Genomic DNA, 20,832 nt, shown 5'->3' with positions numbered 1-20,832 from the left:
CTAGATAGTTGAGAGGGGACTTTTCGGTCTATCTAACCTTAAAAATTAAAATCAGCTGCATTGTCTTTCGTAAAATCTGTCGGTGGTCCCATGATGATTGTTTTTCCATCCTCCCACACGTCAATTTCACCTACATTTTCAACTTTCAAACCATCTTCTGGTTTCTCCCCTTCAGCTAGACGTTTGGCGAGGGCAACGGTTAAATAACCTAGTTTGTCTGGCTCCCAAAGAATGGCTACATCTAGAGATCCATCATTTAAATATGGTGAAGAGTCTTTCGGTAGAGCAGTTCCAACAACTGTTATATCATCTTGCAGTCCTTTTTCCTGAACAGCTTGGGCTGCCCCAAGAGGTGCCGGAGTAGAAAAAGCCATGATTCCTTTTAATTCAGGATTTGATTTTATTAAATCCAGTGTTTTTTGGTATGCCACCTGTTGTTTTTCATCTGTCGCGATTTTATCCGATACTAATTCAATACCTGGATAATTCTCTTCCAGTTCTTTTTTTGCTGCATCAATCCAAGTGTTTAAGTTTGCAGCTGAAAGCCCTCCAGTTAATATAGCGATTTGCCCTTTTTCAACACCCATTTGTTTTACGAGGGATTTAGCGATATGGCGACCGTATGCTTCATCGTCTATTTGGTGGACGGATAATTCTACAAGGGATTGATCAGCTGGTGTATCCCAATCCATTACAATTATTCCTTCATCCTTCGCCTTTTGAAGGACTGGTGAGAGTGATGCAGCGTCATTTGGTGCTACTGCGATTACATCCACATCTTGACTAATTAAGTCTTCAATGACTTTTACTTGCTGTGCAGCATCCGGTTCCGTAGGTCCTGTGTAAATGGTTTCCACACCAAGATCTTTACCTGCTTGAATCGCTCCTTTTTCAGAAGCATTGAAATATGGTATCCCCATTAATTTTGGAACTACGGCAATTTTCAACTTCTCATTACCACCTCCGCCACTTGTTTCTTTTTCACTGTTCCCCGATGCTCCTTCTTGTGATACACAGCCTGTTAACAGTCCCCCAGCTAAAATAGCTGTTGCTAAGATCCCCGTCATTTTCTTCATAATGATCCCCCTTGAAATTTTTCTGATTTTTTTCTAAAGTATTTTCAGAGATTACATGGTCATGTAAATTACGCTACAGATTTTGAAGGTAAATTCTTTTGACTTTTTTCATCTAATTTCGTTTTCACGAAGTTTATGACCAATACCGTGATTAAAATAACCCCCATCATCACAGTCACAATCGATCGTGGTACACCCATTAAGTTCAATCCACTTGATAACATTTGGAAAATGACCACTGCGTAAACAGTGCCGATAACCTTGCCATAGCCACCTTGAATTTCCGTTCCGCCAAGCACGGCTGCCGCTACACTTTGTAATAAATAAGAAGATCCCAGATCCACTTTTGCAGTATTATAACGGGATGTCATAATAATAGAAGCAATTGTGGCAAGAAGTGCCGCATATAAGTAAACCCTCATTAATACCTTGCTATTATTTACCCCCGAAAATAATGTGGCGATCGGATTGCTACCCACCATATAAACACTTCTGCCCCATTTGGTTTTTGACAGTAATATAGCTGTTAATATTGCAAATAGTACAAAAATAATGATGGAAAGAGGAACGATCCCCATATAGTAACCGTTTCCAATTAAGCTATAACCCTCACTGAATCCTGAAATTGAATTTCCTTTCGTAATGCTTAAGATCAAACCTTCAAAAAGTACCATCGTTCCGAGTGTCACCAGTATTGGCGAAACACCGATTTTTGAGATGAGTACGCCATTAATCAATCCGCAGCTCAGCCCGACTAAAACACCGATTAAGATTGCGCCTAGCATTGGGTATCCGCTGCTTGCCATAAGTGCGATTGTCACGCCAGACAAGGCAGCTGTATAGGTAATCGATAGGTCAATTCCTCCAGTTACAATCACCACCATCATTGCTAAAGCGATTAAACCAAACTCCGGGAGCTGGAACATCATATTGGTTAAATTATTTAAAGAAAAGAATCCAGGTATTGAAAAACTCATTAACACAAACAAGCCTGCTGTAATTACACCTAAAGTATTTTCTTTTGATATTGAAAGCCGTTTCATTTTTTCACCTCTTTCTTACGCTTCTACTTCAATTTTTGCTAACTTATCTTTTGAGCGCTTATATTGAATGTGGTCGTATGACACAGCCAGTAATATAATCAATCCAATGAATACTTTTTGCCAGAAGGTATCAATTTTTGCCAAGATAAGACCATTTTGTACAATGCCTAGTAGAAGAACGCCCAAAACCGTTCCCAAAATGGTACCGCGCCCCCCCATGATGTTCGCACCGCCCAAAACAACGGCTGCTATGACCATCAGCTCCAGACCAAGCATTCCATTAGGATCAACAGCCTTTGTATATGCTGTTTGAGCAATGGCTGCTATTCCTGCAAGAAACCCCATATAGGAGAAAACAAATATTTGAACTTTGTCAAAATTTATCCCAACCCGAATGGCTGAATCTTTATTACCGCCAATCGCCAATACTTCGCGACCGATTAATGTGTATTTCAAAATATACCAAGTAAACAGAGCTACGGCGATAAAAATTAGAATGATGATAGATATACCGAACACCTCAAAACTAGCAAACTTGATGAATACGGTTGGAAAACTGCTGCTGTTCAAATACTGACCATTCGTAATGTACAACACGAGCCCATTAATGATACTCATCATTCCAAGTGTCACGACAATAGCTGGAATTTGAACCTTTGCAACAAGCAGTCCATTCAGTGCACCTAAACAAACCCCAAGAAATGGCCCAATCAAAAAGAGTAATAGTATAGAGATGGGATGGTCAGGCATGAGCATCATTACTTTTCCAACGATGACACAGACAGCGCTTGTAACAGCGGCGACCGATACGTCAATCCCGCCAGTGATGATTACAAGTGTCATACCCACCGCCAGAATTCCAAGTACAGCATTCCCTTTTAGTACATCCAGCAAATTGTCTACAGTTAAAAAATACGGGCTTAAGAATGTCAATGTAATACATAGAAGCAAAACAATCATTCCGATGCTGATTTCCTTCGACTTCAAAATGGCATTCATGCACGTACCTCCTCTTTTAGCGGCAGCCCTTTTTTGGAAGGAGATTGAGAACCAAGCAGAGCATAATTCATGATATTTTCCTGTGTTGCTTCTTCTATACCAAGTTCTCCGGCTATTCTTCCGTGTCTCATGACCAAAATTCGATCACTGACAGCAAGTACTTCTGGAAGCTCTGAAGAAATCACAATAATGCCCATTCCTTCAGCAGCCAGTTCCCTCATTAACTTATGAATCTCTGACTTCGCCCCAATATCAATCCCATTCGTCGGTTCGTCAATAATTAGGATTTGTGGTTTAGTAGAAAGCCACTTGCCGATCACGACTTTCTGTTGATTTCCGCCTGACAGGTCACCCGCTGCCCTTTTAGGCAAAGCCGGTCTAACATCTAGCGTTTTCATATAATGATCAGCCAGCTTAACTTCTTCCTTTCGCTTGATCAATTTGAATTTATTTCTCAGTTGTTTCAAAACAGGTAATGAAATATTATTGATTATGGACTGGCGAAGGATGAGTCCTTGCGTTTTTCTGCTTTCTGGAATATATGCAATCCCTTGTTTTACAGCATGTTCAGAAGACTTGATTTTAGTAGAAAACCCATTTATTTTCATACTTCCAGCGTAGGGCCTGTTGACCCCGAATATCGCCTGTGCAAGCTCTGTTCTTCCTGATCCGACAAGTCCTGTAATCCCAAGGACTTCTCCAGCTTTCAATTCAAAGGAAATATCTTTAAAGTTACCTTCTTTTGATAAACCATTCAGTTCCAAAAGAGTTTTTCCTGTTTTTCCTTTTACCATATTCTTGTTATATAAAATCTGACGTCCCACCATTAGTGTGATTAATTTATCTTCATCAAGTTCTTCAGTTTCATAAGTGCCTACATATTTCCCATCTCGCAATATTGTAAATCGATCGGAAACAGTAAATAACTCTTTTAACTTGTGGCTGACAAAGATTATGGAAATTCCGCGATCCTTTAATTTTTGTATAACTTTATAAAGCTTTTCAACTTCCCCTGCGGATAGGGATGAAGTCGGTTCGTCCATTACAATCAACTTGGAATCAAAAGCGAGGGCTCTGGCGATTTCAATCAGCTGCTGTTGAGCAATGCTTAATTTTTCAACGGGTGTATGAACATCAATCTCAAATTCTAGTTCTTTAAGTGCCCGTTTTGCTGTATCCTCCATCTCCTTCCATCTAATCTTTTTCCATGGTTTTTTGTCACTATCCCGGCCAATATAGATATTTTCAGCTACAGATAGGTTTGAAAATAAACTTAAATCCTGATAAATGATTGAAATGCCTTTTAGCGTAGCATCAATCGGTTTTTGAATTTCGGCTTCTTTTCCTTCAAAGTAAAACTTGGCGCCTGGGTCCGGTCGATAAATGCCAGCTAATATTTTAATGAGCGTTGATTTACCGGCACCATTCTCACCTATTAACGCATGAACTTCTCCTTTTTTCACTTCAAGCTGAACGCTATCCAGTGCTTTTACACCTGGGAAGGTTTTACTGACATTCGTCATTTGCAATAAGAAATCAGACATGTTTCTCTCCTTTCCAACCTTAATCAGTCATAAATTTGATTCAACTTTTGTTTTTTACCATAATAATTAATGTTATTGGTTTCACAAAAATGTTCCACTTCTGCTAGCCTCGGCACACCATCTTGGGCCCCCATTTTCGTTACCTTCATCGCCGCTACAATTGAAGCAAACTCGGCTGCTGATTCGATCGTCTCCCCATCTGCAATGGCACAAGCAAGGGCGCCTGCGAACGAGTCTCCTGCCCCCACTGTATCAACAGCTTTTACAGCAATGGGCTCGATAAAGTTTGTTTCACCGTTTTGATAAACCAATGCTCCTTTATGGCCCAACTTAATAATGCTATTCTCCACGCCAAAATGATTCTCAAAGAAAACACCCGCTTTGCATGCACTTTCCTTCGAGTTGACGTCGATCCCAGTCAACACTTTTGTTTCCTGCCAATTCGGCGTAATCAAATTGGCATACGTCAGTGCTTCAGTCGTTACCCCTTCTGCCGGAGCAGGGTCCAGGATAATAAACATATTTTTTTCTTTAGCCCTTTTCATGGCTTGTAGAACAGCCTCATTAGGAATTTCCATCTGTACAAGTAAAACAGCATAGTCATCACTGATGGTAGAAAAACAAATGTCAATATCACCTCTTGTCAAATAGTCATTGGCCCCTTTAATGACAAGCATGGTGTTTTCTGCTGTAGCATCTACTGTAATGACTGCGCATCCAGTTGGATGTTCTGCAACATGTTTCAAGGAGGATATGTTCACGTTATTTTGAAGAAGAGAACGTTCTATTTCATGCCCGAATGCGTCGTCGCCAACCGCACCGATCAATTTTACTGGTTTTCCAAGTTTAGCGCACGTCGTTGCTTGATTTGCGCCTTTTCCACCACTTAATAGTTTCATATTTTCTCCAAAAATCGTTTCCCCATGCGCTGGATACTGATTAGTGACTGCGACAATATCCATATTAATACTCCCTACCACTACAACCCCTTTCATGCACAACCCTCGTTTTTCATTTTCATTTGCTCTAAGAATGCCCGGAGTTGGCCAACGGCATCTTCCAGTAATACATCGTTTTTAAATAAACAGGACGTCCCGCAAACCAACATGTCGGCTCCATTTTTCAATACACCCGGAATGGTTTCGAACCCAATGTTTCCATCTACCTGAATATCAATTTGGTAGCCTTCCGATTGAATTAATTCTTTTATCTTTTTTATTTTCTTATACATAAGCGGTACAAAGGACTGCCCGGCAAAACCAGGATTCACCGTCATCACCGTTACATAATCGACTACATCCAATACATGTTCAAGCTCTGTGATGGGGGTTGATGGATTTAAGGCTACCCCTGCCTTAATCCCATCATTCTTCAGCTTTTGTAGTGATCTCTGTAAATGGGCAGTTGCCTCTGCATGAATGGAAATCATATCTGCCCCCGACTGAATGAAAAGATCTAAATGGTCTTCCGGTCTTTCAACCATTAAGTGAACATCAAATGGTTTATCCGAGAATTGCCTAATGCGTTTAATTAGATCCGGGCCCATTGTAAAATTAGGAACAAACGATCCATCCATTATATCTAGATGAAAGAAATCAACACCTGCACGGTCTAATCTCATTACTGATTCTTGTAAATTCCCCATATCTGCACACATAAGTGAGGGTCCAATTAAGGTCATATAAACACTCCCGTTCCATTTCGTCTTTTATCAAGAAAGCGTTTTCTTCATAAAGGAAGCGCTTTCTTTTCTGATACTTTCACTATAAAGGGAATTGGCATAAGCTGGTAGGTGATAAATTTCGGGTAGGGGGGATTTTCTTCGGGTCATTTTCAATGTAGACATAAAAAAAAGCTCCGGAATGGAAGCTTCTACTTTTTCACAAAAAACTCATGAGTATCTCGATATTGAGACGGAAGTTGTCCTGTCCATTGCTTAAACAGCCGACTAAAATATTTGGTATCTTGATAGCCTACTTTTGAAGCGATATCGTAAATCTTTAAATCTGTATGACTTAATAATTCCTTCGCCACTTTTAACCGTTCATTGGTTACATAGTCAAGCACGGTTTCACCTGTCTGATTTTTAAAATACTCACAAAAATAGGTTGAATTTAAATGGACATGATTGGCGATTTTTTTTATTGTGATGTTATCGCCTATATGTTTTAGAATCCATTCTTTTGCCTGGCGTATGGGATCTGTTTGGTCATTTTGAAATGCTGCTTGCTTTTTTAACATATTCATGACCCAGCGCTCCGTCTCCTTTTTTAAATGATTAAAATGAGAAGAATCCTCGGCAATGCTAAATGCTTCCTCAAGTAAAAGCGGAAGGTCTTTAAAACCATCACTTTTAATCCATTTATTAATAATTCTAATAGACAAATAGCGAACCGATTCTTGTATTACGAAAGGGGAAGTGACATCTTTCAGTTCGTTAAAAAATTGCCTGAGAGAACGAATGGCAGCTTCTTCACCATGCTCCATCGCCTCCACTGTCTCTTCTGCCCATTTATAGATGGATGGCGGCACTTCAATCACTTTATTATATGATACATGTTTAAGCATTTCAGTTCTGAAAATTTTATTGCCTCCTTGTATCATTCGATATTGCAAGGTAGATCGTAATTCATCTTTAATATTTACTAAAAGGGTAAGGTCATTAAACTCATTCCCAAGGGCAATGGAAACCGTAAAAGGGGTTTGCCGTTGGACACTTGTTTTTAATGTTATACACAATTGCTCCAAAGCTGTAGGGGTAGTATCCTTAATCAATAACCAACTGGCATGTAGACTATCTTTCCACATCCAATGCGTTGAATGATCATCTAGTAAGTCTGTTATAAGTTTTTTTATTACATCATTCCATCCACCCCAATCTTCTGGTGAAAAACTTTGGGTTTTGGCAGATGTATGATCGATTCCAATATGGATCAGGGAATAGGTTCCTTCTGGAAATTGCCGCGTCCATTCAAGTAATGATAAGTCCATTGCATCTTTCCACGTAATTTCCATCAGCAATTGAAGCTGCTTTTCATGGGTTAATATCAAGGCTCTTTCTTCTATTTCTCCTATCTTTTCCCTTTCCTTTCGTGCCTCAATTACTTTTTCCTGCACAGTCTTCAACTGCAGTTTAAACTTTTCTCGATCAATCGGTTTCAATATATAATCGACAGCTCCTTCCCTTAGGGCAGTCTGTACATAGAGAAAATCATCATACCCGCTTATAATGAATGGAAATAGCCTTGGTTTAGTTTTTTTCAAATGTTGAATTAACGTTAACCCGTCCATGACAGGCATTTGTACATCTGTTATTAATACATCAACTTCTTCTACTTGATTGATAATTGCATCGTATGCCTCTTGACCATCGGAGTAAACACCTACAACATGCCACTCTTCCCCACAAGATTGTACTAGTCTTTCTATGCCTCTTCTTATCCTTGGTTCATCATCTACAATGACCGTCCTGACCCTTTGTATCATCTCTGTTCTTCTCCTCTACTTGTACATACATGCTTACTTGTTGGGCATTTATTTTGGGAAGTCTAATAATCACACTCGTTCCCTTTCCGTATTCGCTATTAATTTGAAGATTATATTGTTCCCCGAACATCATGCCAATTCTTGCATTTACATTGATAATCCCAAAGCCAGAGTCCCGTTTCATCATTGGATCCAAACGTAACTTTTCATTTAATTCAATTAATTTGCTTTCTGTCATCCCTGGTCCGTTATCACTGACTATCAGCAAAAGATATTCCTCACCTGCCTGAGTTTCCTCTTCAGAAATATGTATTTGAATGTCTATTTCCTTTCTTTTTTCCAATCCATATTTAATGGAATTTTCAACGATTGGCTGTAAAACAAACTTGGGTATATAATAATTAACTACATCTGCTCCTTTTTCTATCATAAAATGCAAACGATCTTCAAAACGGAATTGTTGGATGCTTAAATAATCTTCAATGTGCTGAACCTCACTGTTTATAGGAACCAAGCTTTCTTTATTACTGATTGAAAAGCGCATCATTCTACCAAGCAGAGTCACCATCTTCACGACTTCATCGCTCTCTCCTTCTTCCACAGCCATGCCTATGGTTTCCAGCGTATTATACATAAAGTGAGGATTTATTTGAGATTGAAGGGCGTATAATTCAGCTGTTTTTTTTCGCAGTTCAATGTGGTAGTTTTTATGAATCAGCTCTCTTATCTCTGCAAGCATTGATCGAAAACTGTTCGCGAGCATCCCGACTTCATCCTCGGAATGTATAGGTATATCTACTAATAAATCACCTTTTTCCACCCGCTTCATTATATCTCCTAATTCGTTTAGTGGACGTGTAACGGTCCAGGCAAAAAAGATAGAGATCAATGTAGTAATGAGTGTAAAAAGGATAAAAACGAAAATTGTCACATTTCGGATAACATCCGTTTTTTCTGTCATGTTTTTGATAGGCATGCTATGAACGAGTACCCATGGCAGCTCATTTGATTCACTTATACTGATTAAATTCCGTTTTCCATCGATTTCTGTACGAAAACTACCATTCAGTAATGGGTAATCATGTATCCCTTTTTCCACTGTACCAATTTTTGAATGATCCTTATGATAAATTATCTTCCCCTGCTTATTCATGATCCACATCGTAACATTCTCTTCCTTTTGCAAATCCTGAAGTGATTGCTCAAAAAAGGCTACATCGATGGCTATATAGAGCGTTCCTAAATTTTTTCTATTATCGAAATCAGTAATTGTTTTGACCAGCATAAAATAGGAGGGATCCCCTTCAAACGTTAAATTAGTCTGATTAGGAAGGAGCAACTGCATCTCGCCTAGCAATCCTAGGTCATCTGCATATGGCAAGGAACCATCTTCAAAACCAAAACTGTCATAATGCAGACTTGTACTTGCAAATGTACGATTCTTGGAAACAAGAAACGCCCCCAAAATATGAGATGAATTGTTATTTAAATAGGTTCTTGTCAAATAACTCTTCATGATATATTCATCGTGTAGCAAAACCGATTTTTTTTTTGATTGGCTGTCTCTTAAAATAGCCATAACATCACCGGAATTATAAATTAAATCAGGTAAGGTCTCTAGTTTTTGAATGTCATTTTCAATGTTGCCATTAACCTGTTTGACAAGACGGGGAATATATTCGCCTACTTCTTCTTCTATTGATTTTGTGTATTGCCAGTATGCAATGAACCCAAGGAAGGCCATAGGTAGAACCGTTAATAATGTATAAGTTGTAACTAGTTTTGTCGATAAACGCAAGTTTTTTATCTGGATCGGCTTTTTTCCTTTAAAAATCATACTGGTTCACATTTCCCTTTGTAAAATCGATGGGCTCTCCCATAATGACCATGTCACCGTTGAATTTAATCCTACCTATGTTCTTAATGTTCTGTCCTTCATACGGAAATTCATCATTCAATAAGTTTTTTGCTAGGCTAACAGTCAAGTAACCTAACTTTTGTGGACTCCATAACGTAATGGTCTGGGCAGCCCCTTCCTGTAAATACTCATTCATTAAATTAGGAGTCGATGTACCGACTACGGCAACCTTGCCGATTTTCCCTGCATCTGTCACAGCCTGAGCCGCAGCAGGAGGATTAACCGTTGAAATACCAATAATTCCTTTTAGGTCCGGGTATTTTCTAAATAAATTTTGTGTTACCTTATACGCTTTATGAATATCTTCGTTTGTATATTCCACTTCAACTAGTTTCATAGTTGGATAATATTCTTTTTGTTGGATTTGAATCCAATCAATCCATGTATTAAGATTGGCAGCGGTAGGAGATCCCGTCATAATCGCAAACTCCCCTTTTTCTTCCATTTCAATAGCGAGAGTATCCATTACATGCCTGCCAATTATCTCAGGATCTATCATGTTCACAAAAAAGCTTCTGTATGATGCATTAGTATCAGAATCCCAGGTGATCACCTTGATTCCTTTACGCTTTGCTTTTTTCAGCACCCTACCTAATTTATATGGATCATTTGCAGATACCGCAATTACGTCCACTTTTTTTTCAATTAATTTTGTTATAATCACTTCCTGCTTTTCAGAGCTGGGGGTAGGTGGGCCTGTATATATGACCTTAACACCTAAGTCTTTTCCCGCCTCCAACGCCCCCTCCTCTACCGCTTTAAAATAAGGTATTCCGTCAATTTTAGGTATAACAGCTATCGTATACGAATCTTTTTTATTCTCGACAGGTTTTGTGTTGACGTCGATACTTTCTTCATCATTGTAAATAATCTCGTAATCTGCAGAATGATCACAGCCGCTTAGTATAAATAAAAACAAAATAAAAAAGATGGGCATCCTTAACATGATTAGCTACCTTCTTTCTTAAATTCTAAACATTAGCACGTATCATGGATATTGTAATAAGGAATGACTTAAGAAGTGCTTTTCTCATCCGGTTACATTCACCGCTGCTCCTTTTCTATGAAAACGGTTTCATAAATGATGGTTTTTACCGGGAGTATAACCTTAATTTCTTTACTAAAATAGGAAACCTTTATATACTTTCAGGTTTCCCTATAATTTATTGTCCAGCCATGTCCTTCTCTGTTATGTTCCACCACTAACTTACACAAAAAGCGAGATGGAAAATGGAAAAATCGTATTTTAGCATCAAGAGTGAGCGCCTTTCTCATTCTCTTCTATATGTATTAAAAATATCTCTATTGTACATTTGAACCCTATCATTTTTTTCTTTTTATTATTGATTTTTACTGTTTTTGAAAGGTTTGTCAATTTAAATTTCACAAACATTTTTAAAATTCAAATAATATTTTTATATAGTTTCACTTGCTCATAGTGTTTCATTTTTAGTTGTATTGGAAAATTACAAAGCAGTCTACGTCATTACATTTTCTATATCCTTTTTTCATAGTGCTTTTATTATCTTAAACTGTAGATTGATACCTACAATCCAAATCCTCCCCTTTTAGAAAAAGTTACTTTAACGATTCCTCCTCAATCCTCAGTCTAATTTTCAACTGGTTAAATCAATATGGTGCACGAGACTCTCATTCCGGATTTAACACAAATTGACTAGCTTTCATGTCTATTTATTAACGTGCAATCAAAAAAAATATACCCATAGAAAGACCTGTGTCATAGATCGTTATAGGTATATTTTATAAAGGAATTACCTTTCTAATAAGTTTTCCTTTTTAACTATATTAATTTTCTAATTTAAACAAAAACTTTTGTACTTTTTCTCCACTTCTTCGTTATACTTCGGTAATTCCAGACCATTCACTCGGGACGAATCGATAGACCCCATATTAATTCAGCGGAATTAGTCACACATCGGTTTGCGGATTCAGGACAACCTGTTATTTTAACGCTTTGCTAAAACATCATGTTCATATTCTTTCACTTGCGTCAGCCATCTTTCCTTTACCGGCACATTCATTTTTTCACAATAATAATCCCAAATTGCACCAAATGGATAGGTTTTAAATTCCTCCATTAATGCCAGTCGCTCAGTAAAATCGCCTTTTTCTTGCAGTTCTTTCAAATGATCGTTCGGTACAAGTAAGGCATATAAGAGGGCCTTAATCATATTACGCGTACCAATCGTCCAGGCAGCAACTCGGTTGATGCTGGCATCAAAGAAATCAAGACCAATGATCACCTGGTTTAATGCATCATTGCGAACAATTTCAAGCGAAATTTCACGAAGCTCATCGTCTAAAATTACGACGTGGTCACTGTCCCATCGAACCGGGCGCGAAACATGAAGTGCTAGTTTATCACTGTATAATAGCATCGAAGAAATTTTGTTCGATACAGTTTCAGTCGGATGATAATGACCTGTATCCACTAAGCAAATCTTGTTATTTTTCAGTGCGTAGCCAAGGTAGAATTCATGCGATCCTACGACATATGACTCGGAGCCAATACCGAATACTTTACTTTCCACAGCATCCCAATTACATGTTTCATCCACTTCTGCTGTAAAAATTCGATCAAGGGATTCTTTTAATCTCTTTCTCGGTGTCAAACGGTCGCTTGGAATATCTTTGTAGCCATCTGGAATCCATATATTTGTTAAGCAGGGATTGCCTAGTTCACGGCCAAAGTACTCTCCGATTTTTCGGCTGGCGATGCAATGATTAATCCAGAATTCACGAATTTCTTCATTTGGATGAGAAAGGGTCAAGCCGTCTGCTGCTTTTTCATGGGAAAATAGTGTCGGGTTAAAATCCAAACCAAGACCGTTTTCTTTAGCCCAATTCAACCAGTTTTCGAAGTGCTTTGGCTCAAGCTGATCGCGTTCGACTGCTTCTCCATTTGTTTCCGCATAAATGGCATGCAAATTGACCCGATGTTTCCCCGGAATAAGAGATAGCGCTTTTTCAAGATCCATGCGCAGCTCTTCCGGCGTAGTGGCTTTTCCCGGATAATTTCCCGTTATATCAATACCGCCAGATAATTCACTTTTGTTCACTTCAAATCCACCAATATCATCACCCTGCCAGCAATGAATCGAAATGGGCACTTTTTTCAGTGTTTCGAGTGCCGCATCAACATCAATTCCCCAATTCGCATACGCTTGTTTCGCTGCTTCGTACTGTTCTTTAATTGTCATATCGTCCCATCCTTTTAACGGATTGAATTGATTACTCCATGATTCCTACTACCTTTTCACATATTCTTCACTTATCATAATGGGCAGTGCATACTTAATCTATTATTTTTGGATAGATTGATTCCACCTATGACAAACCCTCCACTTAAAGCAACAAAATCCAAGAAAACAGGCAAAACCTATTCAGCGATTAAAAGCTCCAGGTACACCTCCGTCTACAGTGACCATGCAACCCGTTGTTTTGTCTGCTTTTGATGAAGCGAAAAACGCTATGGACTCAGCAATGTCTTCCGGGAATATATTTACTAGCAATGTCGTACGTTTTTTGTAATGATCTTCAAGCTGGTCTGGCTCTATTCCGTATGCAGCGGCACGCTCTTGACGCCAACCCGATCCCCAAATGGAAGATCCTTGTAATACGGCGTCTGGCAAAACAGAATTAACACGGATTCCGAAAACCCCGCCTTCCACTGCAATGCATCGTGCTAGATGTGTTTCAAGTGCTTTGACTGAACTGTAAGCAGAAGCATTTTTTCCAGCGTAAACAGAGTTTTTCGATCCCACAAATACCATATTTCCTCCTGTTCCCTGTTGTTTCATTTGCTTAAAAGCTTCACGTGCTACAAGGAAATAGCCTGTCCCCAGTACATTCATGTTTAGGTTCCATTCTTTTAAGGTTGTTTCATCAAACGGGCTGGATGTGGCAAGGCCGGCATTGTTGACGATAATATCAATTCCCCCAAATGTAAGAGCTGATTTCTCAAAGGCATCCTGTACCTGCTCTTCACTGGTAACATCCATTTTAAAAGCTGCAGCACGTATCTCCCCGTATTCTTTATTGATTTCATCCGCAACTTTTTCGGCACCTTCAATATTTAAATCAGCTAGAACTACATGGGCACCTTCAGAAACTAAACGCCGTGCTGTTGCGCTGCCAATACCGCCCGCACCGCCTGTAATGAAGGCTACTTTGCGTGAGAACTCCGCTTCTGCCGGTGAAAGAGACAATTTATAAAGCTCAAGTGGCCAGTATTCAACGTTATATGACTCATTTTCACTGAGAGATACAAACTCGCCAAGTGCTGTTGCCCCTTTCATAACCGCAATCGCTCGATGGTAAAGTGCTCCGCTCACGTTAGCCATGGCTACGTTTCTGCCTGTGTTGACCATTCCGACACCTGGAATCAAAATAACTCGTGGTGCCGCCTCAAACATCACATCGCCTTCGTTTTTATTGCGCTCGAAGTATTGCTTATATTCTTCCTTATATTGTTGAATACCCGTTTTAACTTTTTCCACCAAGGATTCAGTCCGTTCATTTTGAGGATCCCAGTTAATGAAAAGCGGCTTCATTTTTGTATGTACAAGGTGATCCGGGCAAGCGGCACCGACTTGTGATAAGGCTGCCGCATTTTTGCTGTTCAAAAATTGCAGGACATCATCTGCATCGTCAAAGGTTAAAAGCATTTTTTTCTCCTCGCCCACAGCACCGCGGATAACCGGCATAATCGAAGCAAGTGCCTTTTTGCGCTTTGCTTCAGGTAAAGAGTCAAATGCCTGTCCACCAAATGCATCTTCTTCATGCTGGCGGCTTTTAATAAACTCTTCTGCTTCCGTTATGATCGAAATGGTTTTTTCATAGGCTTCTTTCGATGTTTCACCCCAAGTAACCAATCCGTGTTTTTCCATTAAAACAAGCTCGGCTTGCGGGTTATTTTTCACACCTTTTGCGATCATTTTAGACAAAGTGAAGCCAGGGCGCTCATATGGTACCCAGACAAAACGATCACCGAAAATTTCATTGGCGACTTCTTTTCCATTGTCTGCACAGCAAAGACTAATAATTGCATCTGGATGTGTGTGGTCAACATGTTTAAAGGGAAGGAAGGCATGAAGTAAAGTTTCAATCGACATACGTGGATGCTTACTGTCGATCATGCAGTGTGACAAATATTCAACCATATCTGCATCAGGCATGTCATCACGCTCGATTAAAGGGTGAATATCCGCTAGATTCAAACCTGTGAAATTGCCCGCTTTCATTGTCGCAAGGTCGGAACCGCTTCCTTTAACCCACATAACTTCAATTTCCCGGCCACGAAAATCCTTTTCCATTGTTTTCATGGATGTATTGCCGCCTCCCCAGTTGCAGACGGCTCGATCTGTACCGATTAAATTAGACCGATATACCAGTTCATCTACTCCAGATGTTACTTTTGACACTTCTTTATCATTCCATAAATTATTAACCATTTTGTTTTACCCCCGTTTTTCTTTATTTGTGTTTGTTTTATTGTATAACACTTTTGTTTTCATTTGAATAAGTATTTTTAATTGTTTCCAATTTTACGAAAACAAGGAAAATCGTTGAGCGTGAAAGACAATGGATGTATCCGCATTTTCAACAATCCAAATCATTCTGCAAGGTAATATCATTTAAAAAATCACCATTTTCTTAGATGAAGTTTGAAAAATAAACGTAAATACAACAAATGACCAGGAATGTAAACACCATGTCCCTTCCATCTTAGAAAAAGACAGATGCAAAACTTCCCAAAGACTTCGCAGGACATTTACTACGGAAAGACTTCATTTTCACGGGTAAACAGGCAGCTAGACAAACTTCTTTCTAATTAAAATACCATCGATGCAATAATGCTTCTCAATCCTTTTTACTGAAATTAAGAGATACAGTGTTTTTAATCGAATTCCATTTGAAAAATCGGTGCTGTGGCTTTATTGAGGTTATATGAGTTACTGTTCAAATAAGAAATGGACATGGGTTTTCACACCAAGGATGGAGTTAACCTTTTGTTGTTGTCTTTAGTTTTAGTACATTTGGAACTTTTGTTTCTATTTAAAATCAAAGATTTACAAAAGAGTGGATTGGGTACAATATGAGATGAACTAGTAAACGTTATCGTAGTATTAGAAGATTCGGGAGGAAGTTTATATGATTAATGAAAAAGTGGCTTTAATATTAAAAGATAAAATTAACGTTATTAAAAGTGATGAAACATCCATTTATTTAGTCGGCCCAATAAAATTACCCGTTAACTTAGAGGGAGAAACAATTATATTCCAATGGTATTGCTGGTTACGATGTGAGAATATGGCGGGTCATTTTTGTGGTGACGGCACTTATAATATAGAAAAGATCATTGAAACTTTAGCCTCTTCCAACTTAGCGGAAATGCAGCAATCCAGTGTGTTACTGTATGGAGATTTTCAACATTCGGCTGATGCACTTATCCGGATGCATAGTATTTGTCATACTGGGGATATATTTGGAAGCAAACGCTGTGATTGTGGCTTCCAATTAAAGCAGGCTATGAAGATGATTGCAACTCAAGGATCCGGAGCTTTATTTTATTTAGCGAATCACGAAGGAAGAGGCATCGGATTATTTAGTAAAGCCATGGCTTATGTTCTGCAAGAAAAAGGATTGGATACGGTGGAAGCGAATTTGGAGCTTGGATTTGTGGATGATGCACGTAATTATGATGACGCCATTCGGGTGTTAAAAAAACTGCGCTCTAATCCAGTGACTCTTATCACCAACAATCCGAGAAAATTAGAAGCTCTTCAAAACTCAGGTGCCAATGTTGCAGGCAGAGTTCCGTTATGGGGAGACATTTCCGAGTTTAATGAAAAGTATTTAAAAACTAAAGTCGTACGTTCCGGTCATTTAAAAGATATTAAAAATGAATGACTGATTGTTTTTTATGAAATTGTTTATACCCATGAATAGGTTTGAACTGGAATAAATCAACTTGTTACCGTATGCTTTTCCTTATTAAGTTCTTTGATTTATAACATCACAGGTTACCGTATAATGAAAACACATACGAGTATAAGGGATATAAATAAAATTGCTCACGTCTGGATAATAAGAAAATACATAAAAACAGGATGCAACGGAACGTTGCACCCTGCCTGAAAAAGGGGTTTGCTTCATTTCGAATCAGCATAAATTCTCTGCGATAAACACCTCATCTACATTAGAGTAAGAACTGGTATCTGACTAGAGTTTACCATCCAAAGCAACCATCCCCTATATCTTAAAAGTTTCATCAACTTTCAAAGCATAAATGACAATTATTGAATGAGTTTTCTGCTTTTACGTGCAAGAGAACCATCTCCTTGCTCGAATCGATTTTTTAATGAAGCTATCAGTAGTTAAGTTAAACGTCTTTAACTAACACCTCATTTACTATATGATGTGAATCATACGTAATCAGTAGCCCCTTCTTCTTTATTTATAATGACCATCAGCGGCTAAAAAATAACTGGTTGTTTATGGATATCAAGAGTTCTTTCAAACGATTTCCAGCAAATAAAAAGGCATTTAATGGGATTCCAAACGAAAATCTTCGCAATCTCAATGGCATAACAAATGCTTTGTTCCCTAACGATCCTTTTTAGCACATTAATTAGTGGAATTAAGCTAAACTAAACAGATAAACTCTACACTAAGTTCAACTCCCGTCAGTGGAAATGGCGGGTGAGCAAAAATAAAAAAGGCGCCAGTCAGTTAGTTTTCAACGACTTGTACAACCCCTTCCAGTATTTACCTTATCATTAATTTAGAAAGGACAAAGCGAATAACCTCGCTTTGTCCCTCCCTCATAGCACTATGAAGAGTTGATTATTGCGCTTTCAAATCTGCACGATACTCGTCAATAATCGCTTGTATCTCCGGATTTGCCGGAACATTTGTGACGTCGTAGAGGAATCCATCGGATTCGACCAAAGTCATTTTGGCGTCAACGACTTCAAAAGTCAAATTAAGACGGCCCAAATAATGTTCTTGTTCTCCGCCAGCTTGAGTAATTGGTACCATCACCTCTCCGTTGAATTCATATTCGGGAGTTTCGATGACCTTGTGTGTATCTGCCCCGATTACCGCCGAAACTCCGGGAACCCGAGCCAGCTTGTGGTCTTCGGGATTTCCAGCATGCGAAAGGACAATGTTTACGTCTGACTTCTCACTCACTTCAGGAAGCAACGCATTCAACGCTTCAACAGGTTCGATGAAATCGAGGTCTGCAACATCATCCCAACCGCGAATTTCAGGCTTCATCGAAGTAAGGCCAATCATACCGACTTTAACGCCTGTGAAAGTAAAACTCTTCCAAGGTTTTACATTCTGTATGTACTTTCCTGTTTCCCTGTCAATTACATTTCCAGTAAGGATGGGGAAATTCACGTTGCGGTGGTAATTCTTTAACTGTTCATACCGGGTGTCCGGCGTGCCCTCCCCGGCAGGGTAAACGCGGAAATCGTTGTTTCCTAGAGCCATCGCATCATAGTCCAAAGCTTTCAAAAGAGACGTCTCCAACTCTCCTTGACCCTCCTGAAACTCGCCGCGTAGGAAGACATCCCCGCCATCGACTAGAAGGACATTCTCTTCTTCATTGCGCACATTTTCAATGATGGTGGCATACTTTGCAATAGAATTGTGATGAACGGTTCCATCATCCAGCGTGACGATGTCATCCAGATGACCATGAAAGTCATTCGTCTGGAGAATGGTGAGTTTAAACTTCTCTCCTTCCTTGAGCTTTTCCTCCGCAACTGCCGTAACGGGCTTTGCGACAAAAGCGGCAGCCATCGCCAGCGAAAAGCAGCCCGTCAAAAATAACTTCCCCATTTTTTTCATACTATTTCCTCCAAGCAATTACTCTATTAAATGATAAAATTAGTTATTTAGTTTCCAGTCTTTTCGGATTTCTCAAGAGCTATTCGATTGTTTTTTTCTTCAAAGTTAGTTTTTTCTTCTTTGTCATTGCTGATCAAATCATTTGTCGCTTTTTTAAATTCTTTTAAAGTGTTTCCAAAAGCCCTTCCAATTTCGGGTAATTTAGAAGGGCCAAAAATGATTAACGCTATGACTAGTATGAGAATTAAACCAGGTATGCCGATACTGGATAACAAATGTCTCACCTCCAACCATGATGGTTTGAAAGAACTAAAAAAATGCGTTCATTACTTATAAAATTGGCATGCCGTGACGCTCTAAAGCTGCTGCTTCTAATATAGACATGCCTTGTTCTTCTGCGAATGCAGTAAGTTTATCCGAAACAACAGGAGCAAGACTTGCTGGCGGCAAAGCCTGGTTCATAGCTCGTCTACGGGTAGAATTTCTGCGTGCAAATGGTCCCCAAATCGCAAAGGTGATACCTGGTGTTTGCATATTCACAAAGAAAGTATTTCCATCTGGAGAAAATGTAGGGCCAGCAAATTCAGAACCGTTCATCATATTCTCAGCGAAAGTATAAATATTTCCTTCAGGAGTTAATCCGACGATACGGTCATTGCCGCCACCATCTTCGGCGATCCAAAGATCTCCCCAAGGAGTGATCGTAATGTTATCCGGTGCTTCTAAATCATTTTTATCAGTAGACTCATAGAATAGTTCTAAGTTGTTTGTCGCTGGCGTGTAGCGATAAACACGGCCAAGGCGTGATGACCCTGCACTTGTATCATCAAACCATAAAGTACCTTCAGAAAAATAAGCCCCTTCTAAGCGGCTAAACTGAATACAGCCTTTATCCTTAGCATCTTGCTGTGCGATTTCAGGATTTAATTTTTTCCAAACAATCCCGAATTTTTGTCTAGTACTAAATTGACTTGCTGCTGCAGCCGGCAATTCATCAATCGCTGCCGCTTCAAGGATACCGCCCTTTTGCAGAGAACCTAGCTTTTGACTACGGTCATGTGGTGTAAAACGGTACAAGAAGCTTGGACTTGCGTCTTCGGTTAAATACCAAATTCCTGTTGAAGGGTCAACATGCCCAGCTTCATGGGAGAAATACCCCATATCACGGATTGGTGTTCTTGACATTTCGTTTTCAGGATCAAGCGGATTTACTTCAAATGCAAAGCCATGCCCCATATCACGGGTTTCTTCCATTGTTAACCAAGTGCCCCAAGTTGTAGCTCCACCAGCACAGTTACGGATTGTACCTGAACTTGATACATACTGATCAATGACCTTGTTATTTTGTCCAACGATTAATGTGGTTGTGCCGCCGGCAGCACCAGCACTCCAAGGTTTTTTTCCGTTTACAGGGTAATCCGAATTTGTCCCATTTTCATGATTTCTTACAAGAATGGTTGTACCCTTCTCTCCTTTATAGGCAGCCATTCCATCGTGGGCAGAAGGGACAAGGTCACCATTAGGCATGATATCACCAGTTCGTGAAAGCATTTTGTAATGAAATCCCCTTGGCAGATCAAGAACTCCATTTGGATCTTTTACTAATGGGCCATAGCCACCAAATCCACTTGTTGGATTGCTGGATTCCGCTGCAAATCCTTTTGTAGCTCCCGCAAGAGAAAATACCCCAGTTGAACCAAGTGTTAATGCTAAAGTACTCATTCCGCCAACTTTTAAGAAATTACGTCTGTTTAAACCGCTATTGCCAGATTTCATCAACATTACCTCCAAAAAATCTTTTTGAGGGATGCTATATTCCTTATAGCAAACTCTACCCTTAAAATTAACAGACCATTTTAAACGCTCTGTTAAACCCATGTGAT

15 protein-coding genes are annotated in these 20,832 nt (G+C 39.3%); 1 reads left to right on the top strand and 14 read right to left on the bottom strand.

Going from position 1 to position 20,832, the window contains the following annotated elements:
• Nucleotides 1-38: 38 nt before the first annotated feature.
• From ACZ9AO_RS01055 to ACZ9AO_RS01005, 11 genes are all read right to left on the bottom strand, one after another.
• Entirely contained in the window at nt 39-1,076 is a 1,038-nt protein-coding gene (locus ACZ9AO_RS01055) for an autoinducer 2 ABC transporter substrate-binding protein (protein ID WP_476108236.1), read from the bottom strand.
• 68 nt (nt 1,077-1,144) lie between these two features.
• A complete protein-coding gene (locus tag ACZ9AO_RS01050) occupies nt 1,145-2,119 on the bottom strand; it encodes an ABC transporter permease (protein ID WP_476108235.1) in 975 nt (324 codons plus the stop codon).
• A 15-nt stretch (nt 2,120-2,134) separates the two neighbouring features.
• On the bottom strand, nt 2,135-3,118 hold the full coding sequence (locus ACZ9AO_RS01045) for an ABC transporter permease (protein WP_476108234.1): 984 nt from the start codon (nt 3,116-3,118) through the stop codon (nt 2,135-2,137).
• Complete coding sequence (locus ACZ9AO_RS01040) at nt 3,115-4,662, bottom strand: sugar ABC transporter ATP-binding protein (RefSeq protein ID WP_476108233.1); 1,548 nt, start codon at nt 4,660-4,662, stop codon at nt 3,115-3,117. Before ACZ9AO_RS01040 ends, ACZ9AO_RS01045 begins: the two co-directional genes overlap by 4 nt.
• A gap of 23 nt (nt 4,663-4,685) precedes the next feature.
• Nucleotides 4,686-5,657, bottom strand: coding sequence for a ribokinase (rbsK, locus tag ACZ9AO_RS01035; protein ID WP_476108232.1), 972 nt, complete (start codon nt 5,655-5,657; stop codon nt 4,686-4,688).
• On the bottom strand, nt 5,654-6,343 hold the full coding sequence (gene rpe / locus ACZ9AO_RS01030; protein WP_048677821.1) for a ribulose-phosphate 3-epimerase: 690 nt from the start codon (nt 6,341-6,343) through the stop codon (nt 5,654-5,656). The genes rbsK and rpe overlap by 4 nt, the downstream gene beginning before the upstream one ends.
• A 191-nt stretch (nt 6,344-6,534) precedes the next feature.
• Nucleotides 6,535-8,148, bottom strand: a complete 1,614-nt coding sequence (locus ACZ9AO_RS01025) for a response regulator (protein ID WP_082196368.1) — start codon at nt 8,146-8,148, stop codon at nt 6,535-6,537.
• Nucleotides 8,114-9,985: a cache domain-containing sensor histidine kinase gene (locus tag ACZ9AO_RS01020; RefSeq protein WP_476108231.1), complete on the bottom strand. Its 1,872-nt coding sequence runs from the start codon at nt 9,983-9,985 to the stop codon at nt 8,114-8,116. Before ACZ9AO_RS01020 ends, ACZ9AO_RS01025 begins: the two co-directional genes overlap by 35 nt.
• Entirely contained in the window at nt 9,975-11,012 is a 1,038-nt protein-coding gene (locus tag ACZ9AO_RS01015; protein ID WP_476108230.1) for an autoinducer 2 ABC transporter substrate-binding protein, read from the bottom strand. Before ACZ9AO_RS01015 ends, ACZ9AO_RS01020 begins: the two co-directional genes overlap by 11 nt.
• Before the next feature lie 1,021 nt (nt 11,013-12,033).
• The gene (gene rhaA, locus ACZ9AO_RS01010) at nt 12,034-13,287 is read right to left on the bottom strand and encodes an L-rhamnose isomerase (protein ID WP_476108228.1); all 1,254 of its coding nucleotides are present in this window, start codon (nt 13,285-13,287) and stop codon (nt 12,034-12,036) included.
• 183 nt (nt 13,288-13,470) lie between these two features.
• A complete protein-coding gene (locus ACZ9AO_RS01005) occupies nt 13,471-15,540 on the bottom strand; it encodes a bifunctional aldolase/short-chain dehydrogenase (protein ID WP_476108227.1) in 2,070 nt (689 codons plus the stop codon).
• 700 nt (nt 15,541-16,240) lie between these two features.
• Here ACZ9AO_RS01005 and ACZ9AO_RS01000 point away from each other — a divergent pair.
• Nucleotides 16,241-16,999, top strand: a complete 759-nt coding sequence (locus ACZ9AO_RS01000; RefSeq protein ID WP_476108226.1) for a GTP cyclohydrolase II — start codon at nt 16,241-16,243, stop codon at nt 16,997-16,999.
• Between the two features lie 936 nt (nt 17,000-17,935).
• Here the strand turns inward: ACZ9AO_RS01000 and ACZ9AO_RS00995 are convergent.
• The 3 genes from ACZ9AO_RS00995 to ACZ9AO_RS00985 are packed head-to-tail and all read right to left on the bottom strand — an operon-like array spanning nt 17,936 to nt 20,827.
• Complete coding sequence (locus ACZ9AO_RS00995) at nt 17,936-18,949, bottom strand: bifunctional metallophosphatase/5'-nucleotidase (RefSeq protein WP_476108225.1); 1,014 nt, start codon at nt 18,947-18,949, stop codon at nt 17,936-17,938.
• Between the two features lie 47 nt (nt 18,950-18,996).
• Nucleotides 18,997-19,224: a twin-arginine translocase TatA/TatE family subunit gene (gene tatA, locus ACZ9AO_RS00990; RefSeq protein ID WP_053534707.1), complete on the bottom strand. Its 228-nt coding sequence runs from the start codon at nt 19,222-19,224 to the stop codon at nt 18,997-18,999.
• 55 nt (nt 19,225-19,279) lie between these two features.
• The gene (locus tag ACZ9AO_RS00985) at nt 19,280-20,827 is read right to left on the bottom strand and encodes an alkaline phosphatase PhoX (protein WP_476108224.1); all 1,548 of its coding nucleotides are present in this window, start codon (nt 20,825-20,827) and stop codon (nt 19,280-19,282) included.
• Nucleotides 20,828-20,832 lie beyond the last annotated feature (5 nt).

The sequence above is a fragment of the Peribacillus sp. TE19612 genome (genome assembly GCF_056279465.1).
The sequence above is the reverse complement of the archived record's forward strand: the minus strand, read 5'-3'. Positions and strand labels throughout refer to the sequence as shown.